The sequence below is a fragment of the Undibacterium sp. Tian12W genome (genome assembly GCF_049339405.1).
GTDB lineage: Bacteria > Pseudomonadota > Gammaproteobacteria > Burkholderiales > Burkholderiaceae_D > Undibacterium.
The window spans coordinates 173,737-187,461 of sequence record NZ_JBMPPK010000009.1; the positions used below are offsets into that span (position 1 = coordinate 173,737).

Below are 13,725 nucleotides of genomic sequence, written 5' to 3' on the forward strand. Positions count from 1 at the left end.
ATTTTTGCCAGCGTCAACTCCAGCTCAAATCCGTATGCGTCAAAGGCAACTGCCTGACCCGCTTGCCCGTCGCTGCAAAAATCGCATTACACACAGCCGGTGCCAGTGGCGGGAAGGCTGGCTCACCCAAACCCGTCACAGGAAAATCCGTCTTCAGAAAATGCGCCTCTATCTTGGTATAACTGTCCTTGATGCGCAACAGCGGGTATTCATTGAAATTGCCCTGCACGACACGGCCACGTTGGATATCTAGCTCGGGGTACATCAGGGTGCTGATACCATCGAGGACTGAGCCATATACCTGATGCTCGGCACCGCTGAGGTTAACGATCTGCGAGCCGATATCGGTCACCACGACCACCCTGTCAACCTTGAGCTCTCCCTGTTTGCTGACGGTAACCTCGGCCACCTCGGCAATATAGCCGCGATGGCTGAAATGGAAGGCGATGCCCTGCCCCTGGCCGCGCGGGAATTTCTTTTTACCCCAGTCTGCCCTGGTTGCCACTTCCTGCAAGACACGCTTCATGCGGCCCACATGGTAGGGCTGGCCGCGCTCCCCCGTGCCTGGCACGATTTCTTTATCACCCAGGATATCGAGGCGGAACTGCACGGGGTCGCGCCCTGCTGCATGCGCCAGCTCATCAATAAAACTATGGAATACCCAGGCAAACACATTGCTGCCCGGCGCACGCCATGGGCCCATGGGGATATTGCATTCCATCAGCGTCTGTTCAAGCAGGCAATTGTCGAGCCAGCGGCCAGGGAATTCATCCCCCGACAAACCGGCACCGCTGCCCGCCTGCAATTGCTGCTTGCCATCGCGCATGACTTTATTGCCAAAGCTGACGAAATGATTGTGCCAGGCAGTGAGCTTGCCCTTGTCATCCACAGCACCACGCAAGAAGTGAAAGCCACCTGCCCGGAAATGATCATGCCGCATATCATCTTCGCGTGACCAGGTCAGCTTGACGGGTGCATTGACACGTTTGGCAATCGCGGCGGCTTCGACGATAAAATCAGAACTCAGGCGACGGCCAAAGCCACCACCGCTGCGGGTAATGTGCAGCTTGATTTTTTCCTTGGGCATGGCAAGTACATCGGCCACCAGCGCCTGGCCAGATTCTGGTAATTGGGTTGGCGCCCAGATTTCCAGGCTACTCTCTTTTGCATTGTAGGCTGCCGTGCAATTTTGTGGTTCCATGCTCGCATGCGAGATGAAGGCGTAAGTGTAGGCAGCCTCCACCGTTTTGGCGGCTTTACCCATGGCTGCGGCAACATCGCCATCCTTGCGCAAAGTGGCAGTGCCTGGCTGGCTAGACAGTTTTTTGGCTTGCTCGGCAAAGGCAGCCCAGCTTTCAGTTGCACCCTTGCCTTCGTCCCATTTAACTTCCAGCAGCTTGCGGGCGCTGAAGGCTGCCCAGGTAGTCTCGGCGATAATGGCAATGCCGGGCATGAGACCACGCAGATTGTCCGTGCCTTCAATGACAAAAGCATCTTTAATGCCAGGCTGTGCCTTGATATGGTCCAGATTGGCACTGACGACCTTGCCACCGAATACCGGGCATTTTTCATACACGGCATACAGCATGCCGGGTAATTTCACGTCTATGCCAAACAGCGGTTTGCCGGTGACGATGGCGGCATTATCAACGCCACCTATGCGTGTGCCCAGCAGCTTGAATTGCGCCGGGTCCTTGAGTTTGACATCCTTGGCATCTGGCACAGGCAGGCTAGCGGCCTTGGCGGCCAGTGCCGCATACGTCAGTTTCCGCTGGCTGGCTGCATGGTGCACGGCACTGTCCGCCGCATGGCATTCAGAGGCTGGCACATTCCAGGTCTGTGCAGCGGCACTGACGAGCATGGTGCGTGCAGTGGCGCCCAGCCTGTGGAATTCATTGTAGTTTGTCGGTGTGGAAGTTGAACCACCAGCGCCCTGGCTGCCATAGGCGGGATTAAGATCACCCTGGATGATGCGCACATCTTTCCAGTTCACTTCCAGCTCTTCGGCTATCACCATGGGCAGCGAAGTCTTGATGCCCTGGCCTATCTCTGGTTGTTTGGACACCAGGGTCACCGTGCCGTCACTGCCTATACGTATCAGGGCATGCGGGACAAAGTCTGTTGCGCCACCTGTTGCATTAGCCGCAGGCTTGCTGATCTGCGCCAGCGCACTGTCGCCAGCACCGAGGTAGGCCAATACCAGGCCACCGCCAGTAAATGCTGACATGCGTAAAAAGTCACGGCGTGCCGGAGAATTGACTTTTGGCTCAGCAGAAATATTTGCAGGTTTATTCATTTCGCCACCTTCTTCTTGCCACTCTTGCCGCTCTTGCCAATATTGCCATTAGCCAGCTCTGCCACCCTGTGTATGCCTGCCCGTATGCGTATATAGGTCGCGCAGCGGCACAGGTTGCCGCCCATGGCCGCATCGATATCAGCATCAGTAGGATGGGGCTTGTCTTTGAGCAAGGCAGCAGCCGACATGATCTGGCCAGCCTGGCAATAGCCGCATTGCGGCACGTCCAGCTCTTGCCAGGCAGTTTGCAGCGGGTGCGTGGCCTTGGCGTCCAGGCCTTCTATGGTAGTGATTTTTTGTTTGCCTAGCGAAGATACCGGCACCAGGCAAGAGCGGGTGGGTGAGCCATTGATATGCACGGTACAGGCACCGCACTGCCCCACACCACAGCCATATTTGGTGCCAACCAGGTTCAGGCTGTCGCGCAGCGCCCATAATAAGGGGGTATCGGGGGCGACATCTACGGCCTGCAACTGGCCATTAATATTCAGGGTATGTTTGCTCATGCTGAGTCCGCTAAAGTTGAACAAGTCCAATCAGGCATGCAAGATTGTATGCTTTTTAGGCAAATCAGGTGAGGCAGTTTCAAATCAATACATGATGAGCGATTGTCATGTACAAAGGGATACCGAGCAAGATATTGAATGGGAAGGTCATACCCAGTGACATGCCCAAATACAGTGCTGGTGAAGCCTCAGGAATAGCAAAGCGCAAAACCGCCGGTACTGCAATATAGGAGGCGCTGGCAGCAAGGACCATCAACAGCGCAGCATCCCCTGCAGGCACGCTGAACAGGGCCGCAAGGATCAGCGCAATTCCGGCATGGGCCAGCGGTGCCAGCAAGGAATAGGCAATCAGCAAGGGAGACTTTCCACGCAATTGTCCCAGGTTGCGTGCAGCCTTTAAGCCCATATCAAGCAGAAAGAACGCCAGCATGCCTTTGAACAGGTCGCCAGAAAATGGCTGCATCGATGCCTTGCCTGCCTCACCGGAAAGTATGCCCACCAGCATGGCGCCCAATAACAGCAATTGCGCACCATCCGTCAAGGACTCGTGCAGTATCTTGCTCAGTGTAGGTACAGCGCCGGGCTCACCAGCATTCGCGTGGCGCTTGCGCACTGTGTTTGCCACGATCACGGCAAACAATATCGCTGGCGACTCCATCAGCGCCATCGCAGCCGCCATGTGACCACCGTAATGCAAAGCACGTGTATCCATGTACTGCACCGCCGTAATAAACGTGACTGCACTGACAGAACCATAAGTCGCCGCCACAGCAACGGCATCAAGGGCTGGCAGAATTCGCTTCAAGGCCAGATAAGACAATGCGGGAACAATCAGCGCCAATGCAACCGCGCAGCCCAGGCTGGTTACCAGTTGCAAGTTAAGGCCAGAATGCGCCAGCGCAAAACCACCCTTCAGCCCCAGGGCCATGAGTAAATACAAAGACAGAAATTTGGCAATCTGCGAGGGAATCTCCAGATTTGATTTCATCAAACCAGCCAGGATGCCAAAGATAAAAAAGAGGATGGCGGGGTCAAGTAAGCTCTGCATATCTGCCTTAAGTATATCGATGGCAGGCATGGTAAGCGCAGGTTATCATAAGGTAAAATCAATTTTTTTAAGTACAATCATAGATAAAAACCTATGAACATCACATTTAGACAATTGCAGATATTCATACGCCTGGCAGAGCTGCGCAGCATTAGTGCTGTTGCACGCGCCTGTCATGTGACACAACCCACGGTGTCCATGCAACTGAAAGAAATGACGGACACCATAGGTATGCCCTTGTATGAAGTGATAGGCAAAAAACTGTACCTGACCAAGGCAGGCGAAGAGTTGGCGAGTACCGCCCGCAGTCTGGCGCATGAATGGGGCAGCTTTGAACAGCAAATCGCAGCCATGAAAGGTTTGACCGAGGGCAGCCTGCGCGTGGCCGTGGTCAGTACCGCGAAATACTTTATCCCACGTATGCTGGGTGATTTTTGCAGGGAATATCCAGAAATTGATATCGCACTTGAAGTGCAAAACCGTGACGGCGTCGTCGAGCGCCTGAGAAACAATTTGGACGATATCTACATCATGTCCACCCCCCCTAAGGACATCGACGTCGTCAAACAAGTATTCTTGCCAAATCCACTGGTCGTGGTTGCGCCCTTGCAGCATCCTCTGGCAGGAAAAAAACGGCTGCAATTTGCCCAGTTATTAAATGAACGCTTTATCCTGCGTGAGCGGGGCTCTGGCACCAGGCTGGCGTGTGAGCACTACTTTAGTGAGAATAAGATCACACCCGTGGTCAGACTGGAACTCGGCAGCAACGAGGCGATCAAACAGGCAGTTGCTGCCGACATGGGCATCACCATTCTGTCACGCCATGCGCTGGGTGATCATTTGACAGATCAAAATCTGAGCGTTCTGGACGTACAGGACTTTCCCATCATGTCGAACTGGTATATCGTTCACCTGCAAGGCAAACGCCCGTCCCCCATTGCCAGCAATTTTCTTGGCTACCTGAGCCAACACGCGCAAGACAAGGTTTAGAAATCAGATCAAGGCAAAATCACCAGCCCTGAATGTTGAAAAGAATTACGGTCACCACGGCGATAACTGCGATAAACATATTTGCCTTCTGCTGTCTTGCTGCACATCGTGCAAGGCACGGCATGGTCTATCTCGCTGATACCGATTTGCTGCAAGGCTCGCCTGACCAGTACATTCAAATCTACATGGCGGTAACGCGGGTTAATCGCTGTGGCATCCAGGTCCGGGAACTGCCGCACAAAATCGGCCGCCAGCTCTTCGCTGACTTCAAAACAGCATGGGCCTATGTGCGCGCCTATAGCCGCCACCCAGTCTTGCGGCTGTTCACCCTGCGCAGCCAGTTCCTGCCACAAGGTTTGCACCACGCCGCCGACGATGCCACGCCAACCCGCATGGGCGACTGCTATCATCTTGCCGTCACGCCTGGCCATTAACACCGGCACGCAGTCCGCAGTGATCACGGTCACGGGTATGCCCGGCAGACGCGTGAAAAAAGCATCTGCATCACCACATTGCTGATGGTTTTCCGTTACCTCCACCACGCGTATGCCATGTACCTGCAGCTTGTTGGGCACGGTGTCCCAATACCCGCTCAGGCTGGCGGGGACAAAGTCACGTGCATTGCCAAAGCCATAGCTGATGCCGGGTACGCTGGAAAGAACGCTACTGTCGAGTTTGCTATGGTGACTATGGTGGCTGCGATGGCGGTGATGCAGGGACAAGGCTGGCTCCGGTAAATTTGTTCAGAGCAAGATTTTAGCGACTTTCTTGTCCGGTATGTGCAGCAGTTTTTACTTTTAAATACCCGCACCTGTATCTATGCAGGAACTTAGTGGCAAAGCATCAGTCTGATTCCAGAATTCAGTATTGCAAATTTCAAATCTTCTCTATCCTCATACCGCGAGACAATAATGCGATCAATTGTGTTCCCTGCCCTGGCCCTGCTATTTGCCAGCTTCAACCATGCACAGGCTGCCACTGAGACCCTGTCCCCCGGCAAAACCCTGTCGCGTATCGCCCTGCTGAAAGATGGCACGCATCACTATCTGCGCTATTTCAAGAGTGGCGACAGCAATGTCCCTGTTGATATCTGGTCGCGCGAAGTACAGATCACAGAGCAGAATGGCGAAAAGCGCATACGCATACGCCAGCGCTGGGATGGCGCAGCCATACCGCCCAGCGCACCAGTGTCCACCCAGGCCACCCAAGCCAACACAACAGCGGCTACCAAGCTCCTCGATTCATGGGCACAATTCCCCAGTTTTACCCCCATCAGCCATGAGCGCATTACCGACAAAGACGGCAAACATCTGGTAGAAGGCTTCACCTTCAGCGCCGACAAGATCACTGGCATGAAAGATCTCGCCGACAATAGCCAGAAAGATTTTGTCATGCCATCTGCCGTAGCCACCTACAATTTTGAAACCGACATCGAATTCCTGCAAACCCTGCCCCTCGCAGCAGGCTATGAAGCCAGGGTCAACTTCTACCACCCTGGCAGCACCAGTGCCCCAGCCTATTACAGCTTCAAGGTAGCAGGTGAAGAGAGCATCGCCGGGCCAGCAGGCAATGTCGATTGCTGGCTGGTGACCACCGATTACAACCGGCCAGGTACGGTCACCAAATTCTGGTTTGCCAAGCAAAGCCAAATCATGTTGCGGCAAGAAGCCACAATGCCGGATGGCCGCACGCTGGTAAAGACATTGATAGATTGAAGCAGCATAAGCATTGAGCAGTCCCTTACTGCCTTGCATGCAGTTCAGCCAATTCCTTGAAGCGTGCTATGACATGCTGCGCCACTGGTGAATGACTGCGGCCCCGCAGCGAAACTATGCCTACCTCAGAATGCATATTCGGTATACCCGCAATCACCAGCGGCAGCATCAGGCCACGCTGGATTTCATCTGCCACCGCAGCATTGATGGCCGCCAGTATGGTGTCAGACTCCAGGGCCGCACGCTTCAGCGTCAGCACGTCATCGCACTCAAGCGCAATTGGCAAGGCGGCGCCTGCTGGCAAACCCAGCAATTGCGCCAGTGCCTTGCGTATCGCCTGCGGCAAACGCACGGATGCCAGGCCATAATCAAGGATATCCGCAGGCAGCCTTTCTGCCTTGCTCAATAACGGGTGCCCGGCATGCACAAAAAAACCGCCACGCTGGCGCGCCAGCAAATCAATATCCAGGTCCTGGTCTGGCGGCAGATCACGCGTATCTGCGACAAAAAAATCCAGCTCTTCAGCCCGCAGATGCTGGGCCAGGTATTCCCAGTTATTGACTTCTACCCGCAAGCGGACGCCGGCAAAATTCTGTCGCAATTCTGGCATCAGCATGGGCAGCAAGGTCGCCGCCGGAAATGGCCCCACGCCTATCGCCGGTTCACCTATCTGCTTGCTGCGATATAACTCAATATCCCTTTGCAGGCAATTGCTGTCAAACACCAGCTTGCGCGCCCTGTCTATAAAAAAGCTGCCTGCAGGAGTAGGCAACACTTCGGTCGTGCCCCGGTCAAACAATTGCACCTGCAACTCAGCCTCGGCCGCCTGTATGCTACGGCTAAGGGCCGATTGCGACAGATGCACGCGCTCTGCAGCGCGGGCAAAATTCTTTTCATCTGCCAGGGCAACTACATGTTTGAGCCGCTTCAGTTCCATTATGTCCCATAGCCCTTACCTGAAGAAACAGCATAAAAAGTCAGCAATGCGCGCAGTTCTTGAGCATTATCATTTCAACACATCCATGCATGCAGCGCATTGATTTTAGCTTAAGAATGCATTGGACAACTACAATTCGCTGCCCTACGCTCTTTCATAAAATAAATATTGGAGACTGTCATGCCTCACTTAAAGTTAACACCTCTCGCCGCCCTGCTCATCGGCAGCCTTGCCAGCGGACTCATCCTCAGCGCCTGCGGACAAAAGGCCAGCAACGCCCCCATGGGTGACGCCACGACCACCACTGTCAATGCCAATGCCGACATGGCGCAAAGCCTGCCGCTAGATGATCAGCAAGACTTTGAAGATGCCAAACGTGGTCTGATCGCCAAGCCAGAAGGCAAAATCCTCGGCCCCGCAGGTGAAGTGCTCATCGATTTCGATGCATGGAAATTCATTGATGGCGCAGCCCCCGCCACCGTCAACCCCAGCCTGTGGCGGCATGCCAAACTCAATGCCCAAATCGGCCTGTTCAAAGTCACTGATGGCATTTACCAGTTGCGCGGTTTTGATATCGCCAATATGAGCATCATAGAAGGCAAGACAGGCTGGATCATTGTCGACCCGCTGACTTCAAAAGAAAGCGCTGCTGCTGCCCTTGCCTTTGCACGCAAGCACCTTGGTGACAAGCCCGTGACTGCCATCGTCTTCACCCACAGCCATGCCGACCATTTTGGTGGTGCACTCGGTGTCATCACGCCAGAAGAAGTCAAAAGCAAAAACATCCCCGTCATCGCGCCAGATGGTTTCATGGAAGAAGCCACCAGCGAAAACATCCTCGTCGGCACCGCCATGGCCAGGCGCTCTGGCTACCAGTTTGGCAAAGACCTTGAACGCTCACCCAAGGGTCTGGTCGATACCGGCCTGGGTAAAGCTGTCGCCTACGGCAGCATAGGCGTGCTGGCACCCAACCAGCTCATCACCAAAGAAACGCAAGAGCTGACACTCGATGGTGTGAACTTTGTCTTCCACAATGTGCCAGGTGCAGAAGCACCGTCAGAACTGACCTTCAGCATCCCCGATAAAAAAGCCTATGCCGGTGCCGAGATACTCGCGCAAACCATGCACAATCTCTTGCCCGTGCGCGGTGCCAAAGCCCGCGATGCACAACGCTGGAGTACCTACCTCGAACAGGCACTCGCGCAAAGCGCCGATGCAGACGTCTACTTTGGCCAGCACAACTGGCCCATCTGGGGCAAGCCACGCATCGCAGAATTCATCACCAGGCAGCGCGATGTCTATAAATACACCCACGACCAGACTGTGCGCCTCATCAATGCCGGCTACACACCTTACGAAATCGCCGACAAAATCAAACTGCCCAAATCACTGGAAAATTATTTCGGCGCACGCGGCTACTACGGCGATCTGCGCCACAATGTCAAAGCCGTGTATCAGTTCTACATAGGCGCCTATGACGGCAACCCCGCCAACCTGAACCGCCTGCCACCACAGGAATCAGCCAAACACTATGTCGAGTTGCTCGGCGGCGCAGACAAAGCCATCACCGCTGCACAAACATCATTCGACAAGGGAGAATACCGCTGGACAGCCGAGCTGCTGAACCATGTCGTCTTTGCCGACAGCAACAACAAAAACGCCAAAGAACTGCTGGCACGCACCTACGAACAAATGGGCTATGCAGCAGAAGCATCCACCTGGCGCAACAGCTACCTCACCGCCGCCAACGAACTACGCAACGGCCCACCCGCCAAAGGCGTTAACCGCGCGGCCATGATAGACATGCTCAGCCAAACCCCGATAGAACGATTCCTCGAAGCCATGGCCGCCGGCCTGAATGGTCCTGACGCCGAAGGCAAAGACTACAAGCTCAACCTGGTACTGACCGACACCAAAGAGTCTTACGTGCTATGGATAGAAAACGCGGTACTGCATCACAAAAAAGCAGAACCGGTAAAAGATGCGAACGCCACGCTGACACTGACCAAACCCATCTTCATCAAGATGATGGCAGGGACAGCGGGTGTCAAAGATACGCTGTTCAGTGACGACTTGAAGGTGGATGGCAGCAAGATAGATTTGGTACGCTTCTTTGGCCTCATCGATAAGGCTCAGGGGACGTTTGGGATTGTGACGAAGTAGATCATTCGTTATGCCTTAAAGCTAGTTTTCAGGTAGAATATTTTTTGGCCGCTGCAGTTATTTTGACGCAATACAAACGTGCTATCACTCTCTGCTAATCGCACCTTGTACGGGCTAATCCTACAAACAGAATGGAGCCGGGTTCGAGCTTGATCTATAGCGAACGTTTAATCGATCTTGCTCCATATGGCATGTTGGCATTGACAGAAGCCAGCACTGCCTACATGCCTTTGCCAGCCAAGCAATTTGGTTATGCCCGCTGGTATGATGAAAACAAAATAGAACATGATCGTTTTTTGATTTGCACACGCCATGTGCCTCTTGCCACGTTACTTGCGGCAGCAAATTCCCAGCGTGACAAATTGCGATGTGCCACATTTGCGGTGACAAAACAATTGGAATGGTGCTTAGCACAAGCGAATGATGAATATTTCGTCGCGCCGACAAAAGCCTGTTCACTTGGCAACGGTCTGGTGTTGTTAGTATTTGCTGATGCCACAGCCAATACTTTATTTCGTGTCATTAACGTAAGCGCAAATTCCATCATCTATGAAGAAACAGCCACCAGTTTATGTGAACGCTTGCAGTTGATTGTACCTGCCTATGCAAAGGACAGTATTAACGAAGTAGTCGTGATGGCAAGTGGCTCCAACCATATTCATGTCGCCCTGGCCACCCAATTGCTGGTGCTGAAGTTTGAGACTAGTCAGTTGGTGATGGCGAATAAACTCATACCCACATCAGGTGACTTCGTATTTTCGCAAACCAGGTTATTGCAGACAAATTATCATGATCCTACCTGTAAAATCAGGTCGCTGGACTCAGGGATGGATATCGCCATCTATCAACCCAAATACAACAAGAATGCATACCGCCCTATCGCTGCCGCCAGTGGCACAGAGCGATTCGCCATGGCGCATCAGGGTGGCATGGTAGAGATTATTGATGATGGTGGCAATTTACTGCAATTGCTACGCCCCTTCCCACGTGCATCCAATACGACTCAACTACATATTGCCCTATCTCACACAGGTAAGTTTTTACTAGCGCAAGAGTCAGATACAAGCGCCATGATTGACCTGAAACAGGGCCTGATAGCAAATTTCGATTTCCCCAAGATTGTCAATGAATATTCACCCGCAACTTTTACTCCCGAAATAAACTACTTCCCTGATCTGATCATTGGCGATGAGGGTGTTTTTATTTTGTCGCAAAAAGAGATTATGCATTTCAGCATCAGGGAATTGATATGGAGACCAATCATACAGCCAGGAAAGTCTGCCAGAGGAACCACAGGCACTCAACAGCAATCATCGTTAACTACCGCTTTAAAAATTTTTCATAAACCCTCGCTGGAATTGACACCCATAAAGGCAGGTGATGCCAATGTACATACAAATTCATTCATGTATGGTTTGCCCTCTCTGCTCGACCAGCAGGCATGGCCTATACATGCTGGGCAGCCCATGCTCTTGCTTTGCCAGCTTGATCTACGGGAAGCTGCTTTATTGCTTCCCGAAAATCCATTCCCTGATAAGGGGTTTCTGCTTTTTTTCGTAAGTGTTGATAAAGATTATGAAGTTCTTCTTGATGAAGAATTTAATCCAGTTGCAACACGCGTTCTGTGGATAAACCAAACTGCTGGCATGGCAAGCAACGAGTATACCGATATGCCGTATTTGGATAGTCAACCCGTTACACTGATAAAAGGTGCTGCTACCTGGCCACAAACAGACGCTGCAATTGTAGAAGGACAGTTATTTTCCGATATGGAGCTGGAAGAGTACAGGAGTTTTCTGGAAAAGCATCAGCCAGAATCTGCCTGCGGCAACACGCACCGCCTTGGTGGCTACCCCGATATTCTGCAAAACAATGACAGGGAAGCTGATGCAGAATACAGGCGCAATGGACATTACCCCAAACCAGATCGAAATGGCTGGAAAGCAGCGAAAAAATGGCGACTGCTATTGCAACTGAACTCTGACGACAATTTCATGTGGGGTACGGATAGCGGCATCCTGTACTTCATGATTCACGACGATGACCTGTCCATAATGGATTTCTCGCCTGTGATTAGCACTGCTGTTGGTTTTTGAGCCCGCTGAGGTGCAATTAGCCGAGTCGCCCGCGTAGATGTGATTAGATTTCCGTAATCCTACGCGCGTTGTGATGCAAAATAAAAATCGTTGCTCAAATCTTAAGAAAGTCTCCCCCATGTCATCCGAAAATCTGTGCCCAAGAAACAAGCATGATCACGAAAGAGTAAAAGCAGTGATTGCTGCGGGGCCAGTAGCCGCAGAGCCCATACTCGAAGGTCTGTTTATTTGGCTGCAGGATATCAATTATCCGATTGCGATACCTATTGCGGACTTCCTCGTCACGGTTGGAGATCCACTTATCCCTCATATCAAGAAAATATTACGCTCTAACGATCAGCCATGGATAGAATTCGTCCTCGATTATGTCGTCGAAAGACTGGCCCCGGAACACATCCATGCGCTCAAGGCGGAACTCAATCAACTGGCGATGGCGGGCATGTCTGAGAGTGATGTCATCGCGATACGAATTGGTGCATCGGCAGGCATTTGGGATGCAAAAACCTTGAACTGGATGCTTGATAATTGTATCCGCGCTGGTGAGGAATTTTTGCTTGAGCTCAAAGCGCTAAAAGTCAAGACATCGCAAGAACAACAGCAAGGTACGATTAGTGAAACGTAATCGTACGCAAGCAAAGCGTTGAAACAACAACAGGTCTTTTAAACTTGCCACATCAGTCCTTTTTTGATGTGCGCCTGGAATAGGCTATTAAGTTAAGTGGATATTAATTAAAAGCCACCTCACACGGAATTCAGACATCAAATCTAAATCCGCGTGCGCACAATTCGCCGTCCCAGCCCAAGCAAAAATTGTTATTGCCGTTCAAAATAAACGAAAAAAAACTGGAATCATCTGGTTCTCCACCCCATTCAGTTTGCACGTAATCTACAACTGTAACATTACCGGGTCCAGATTCGAACACATCACCAGGAATAAGATCAGTTGCCCGGACCCAACCGCGCCCTTTAACAAGTAACTCCTGCGCATAGGACATCCCGGCGCATCTTTTTTGTCCATTATGCGTATAAAAAACATCACAAATTTCAATTCCCTGGTGATGTAAGATGTGGCGAACTTGACTAAAGGTCTGCTCGCCAGTCTTATCACAACGCGATACTAGCCTCGTGGTGGTTCGTACAATACTAAGTTCTAACTGCAAATGTTCTTCATTCAAAACATATTGCTGTTCTCCCATTCCGCTACAACCACAAATTCTTAATGCATCTAGTGGTGATTTAGTTTCCCTACTTGGAGAGAAACCTTCCATTTCCAAGGCATCGCGTAACCATAAATTAGACCCATATATGCTATAGGTATAAAAATCTTCCAATTCGAGACTGTACATTTTTCTCAACATACCGGTGGCCTTTACTGCAAAAACTGTATTTTTTTTATTTTCTACAGTTATAGACTTTCGATTGGCTTTAAATAAGTCCAAAAAGGTAGCGTGATCCAAGGATTCGACTTTATCGCCAGCTCGCAAATTTATTAAGCTTACCCATCCCTGCTCACTTACCCATAAATTTGTGTTCGCAGATGTTTCCATTGTAAATATATCGTCATTTTTCTCATCCGCACTTTGAAAATAAAGTAGATAAGTCGGCACATTTTCTGCGACAAATACATTCTTGACTTTGCGATACCCTACTTCACCAGTTTTTTCACAACGACCCAGAATTTCCTGTCCAATTTCAACATCACGTATCAAAGTTCTAGAATAATCAGACCTGCTAATAAGATATGCTTCTTCCCTCACCCATACACTAGAAATGCTTTTATTACATTTCAGACCATCTGGATTTAACGCAGTTACCTTAAAGTCCATTGTCTCTTGGTCACGATCAATCATTACACCCTCATCTACTTATTAATATTTACTTATTATAAATTGCAATTAATTACTAATCATTAGCAAACTAAAACCCAATGGCGTGACATAAATATCTAGTACGCATAGGTACGATTAGTGACAC

General features: G+C 51.2%; 11 protein-coding genes. 5 read left to right on the forward strand and 6 right to left on the reverse strand.

Annotated features, from left to right (window positions below):
- Window positions 1-13: 13 nt before the first annotated feature.
- The 3 genes from ACO0LI_RS13280 to ACO0LI_RS13290 all read right to left on the reverse strand — a co-directional run bounded on the left by ACO0LI_RS13280 (window position 14) and on the right by ACO0LI_RS13290 (window position 3,850).
- Entirely contained in the window at window positions 14-2,296 is a 2,283-nt protein-coding gene (locus ACO0LI_RS13280; protein ID WP_423032936.1) for a molybdopterin cofactor-binding domain-containing protein, read from the reverse strand.
- Window positions 2,293-2,802: a (2Fe-2S)-binding protein gene (locus ACO0LI_RS13285; protein WP_422951541.1), complete on the reverse strand. Its 510-nt coding sequence runs from the start codon at window positions 2,800-2,802 to the stop codon at window positions 2,293-2,295. Before ACO0LI_RS13285 ends, ACO0LI_RS13280 begins: the two co-directional genes overlap by 4 nt.
- Window positions 2,803-2,881: 79 nt before the next feature.
- The gene (locus tag ACO0LI_RS13290; protein ID WP_423032937.1) at window positions 2,882-3,850 is read right to left on the reverse strand and encodes a sodium-dependent bicarbonate transport family permease; all 969 of its coding nucleotides are present in this window, start codon (window positions 3,848-3,850) and stop codon (window positions 2,882-2,884) included.
- A gap of 93 nt (window positions 3,851-3,943) precedes the next feature.
- Here ACO0LI_RS13290 and ACO0LI_RS13295 point away from each other — a divergent pair, with 93 nt between their 5' ends.
- Complete coding sequence (locus ACO0LI_RS13295; protein WP_423032938.1) at window positions 3,944-4,840, forward strand: LysR family transcriptional regulator; 897 nt, start codon at window positions 3,944-3,946, stop codon at window positions 4,838-4,840.
- 8 nt (window positions 4,841-4,848) lie between these two features.
- Here the strand turns inward: ACO0LI_RS13295 and pgeF are convergent, their stop codons facing one another.
- Window positions 4,849-5,562, reverse strand: a complete 714-nt coding sequence (gene pgeF, locus ACO0LI_RS13300; protein WP_423032939.1) for a peptidoglycan editing factor PgeF — start codon at window positions 5,560-5,562, stop codon at window positions 4,849-4,851.
- A gap of 189 nt (window positions 5,563-5,751) precedes the next feature.
- Here pgeF and ACO0LI_RS13305 point away from each other — a divergent pair, with 189 nt between their 5' ends.
- Entirely contained in the window at window positions 5,752-6,555 is an 804-nt protein-coding gene (locus ACO0LI_RS13305; RefSeq protein ID WP_423032940.1) for a hypothetical protein, read from the forward strand.
- A gap of 25 nt (window positions 6,556-6,580) precedes the next feature.
- Here the strand turns inward: ACO0LI_RS13305 and ACO0LI_RS13310 are convergent, their stop codons facing one another.
- Window positions 6,581-7,492, reverse strand: coding sequence for a LysR family transcriptional regulator (locus ACO0LI_RS13310; RefSeq protein WP_423032941.1), 912 nt, complete (start codon window positions 7,490-7,492; stop codon window positions 6,581-6,583).
- A 180-nt stretch (window positions 7,493-7,672) separates the two neighbouring features.
- Here ACO0LI_RS13310 and ACO0LI_RS13315 point away from each other — a divergent pair, with 180 nt between their 5' ends.
- The 3 genes from ACO0LI_RS13315 to ACO0LI_RS13325 all read left to right on the forward strand — a co-directional run bounded on the left by ACO0LI_RS13315 (window position 7,673) and on the right by ACO0LI_RS13325 (window position 12,373).
- Window positions 7,673-9,655 (forward strand): alkyl/aryl-sulfatase, encoded by a 1,983-nt coding sequence (locus ACO0LI_RS13315; RefSeq protein WP_423032942.1) that lies wholly within the window; start codon window positions 7,673-7,675, stop codon window positions 9,653-9,655.
- Between the two features lie 224 nt (window positions 9,656-9,879).
- Window positions 9,880-11,751: a DUF1963 domain-containing protein gene (locus tag ACO0LI_RS13320; RefSeq protein WP_423032943.1), complete on the forward strand. Its 1,872-nt coding sequence runs from the start codon at window positions 9,880-9,882 to the stop codon at window positions 11,749-11,751.
- Window positions 11,752-11,869: 118 nt separating this feature from the next.
- The gene (locus ACO0LI_RS13325) at window positions 11,870-12,373 is read left to right on the forward strand and encodes a DUF5071 domain-containing protein (RefSeq protein WP_423032944.1); all 504 of its coding nucleotides are present in this window, start codon (window positions 11,870-11,872) and stop codon (window positions 12,371-12,373) included.
- Window positions 12,374-12,503: 130 nt separating this feature from the next.
- On the opposite strand, the gene ACO0LI_RS13330 is transcribed toward ACO0LI_RS13325, so the two are convergent.
- Complete coding sequence (locus ACO0LI_RS13330; protein WP_423032945.1) at window positions 12,504-13,601, reverse strand: hypothetical protein; 1,098 nt, start codon at window positions 13,599-13,601, stop codon at window positions 12,504-12,506.
- Between the last annotated feature and the right edge of the window lie 124 nt (window positions 13,602-13,725).

What these genes read in the sequence shown, in the direction of transcription:
- ACO0LI_RS13315 (WP_423032942.1), top strand. Translation starts at nt 7,673, where the DNA reads ATGCCTCACTTAAAGTTAACACCTCTCGCCGCCCTGCTCATCGGCAGC.
- ACO0LI_RS13285 (WP_422951541.1), bottom strand. Translation starts at nt 2,802, where the DNA reads ATGAGCAAACATACCCTGAATATTAATGGCCAGTTGCAGGCCGTAGAT.
- ACO0LI_RS13305 (WP_423032940.1), top strand. Translation starts at nt 5,752, where the DNA reads ATGCGATCAATTGTGTTCCCTGCCCTGGCCCTGCTATTTGCCAGCTTC.
- ACO0LI_RS13310 (WP_423032941.1), bottom strand. Translation starts at nt 7,492, where the DNA reads ATGGAACTGAAGCGGCTCAAACATGTAGTTGCCCTGGCAGATGAAAAG.
- ACO0LI_RS13280 (WP_423032936.1), bottom strand. Translation starts at nt 2,296, where the DNA reads ATGAATAAACCTGCAAATATTTCTGCTGAGCCAAAAGTCAATTCTCCG.
- ACO0LI_RS13290 (WP_423032937.1), bottom strand. Translation starts at nt 3,850, where the DNA reads ATGCAGAGCTTACTTGACCCCGCCATCCTCTTTTTTATCTTTGGCATC.
- ACO0LI_RS13330 (WP_423032945.1), bottom strand. Translation starts at nt 13,601, where the DNA reads ATGATTGATCGTGACCAAGAGACAATGGACTTTAAGGTAACTGCGTTA.
- ACO0LI_RS13325 (WP_423032944.1), top strand. Translation starts at nt 11,870, where the DNA reads ATGTCATCCGAAAATCTGTGCCCAAGAAACAAGCATGATCACGAAAGA.
- ACO0LI_RS13320 (WP_423032943.1), top strand. Translation starts at nt 9,880, where the DNA reads ATGCCTTTGCCAGCCAAGCAATTTGGTTATGCCCGCTGGTATGATGAA.
- ACO0LI_RS13295 (WP_423032938.1), top strand. Translation starts at nt 3,944, where the DNA reads ATGAACATCACATTTAGACAATTGCAGATATTCATACGCCTGGCAGAG.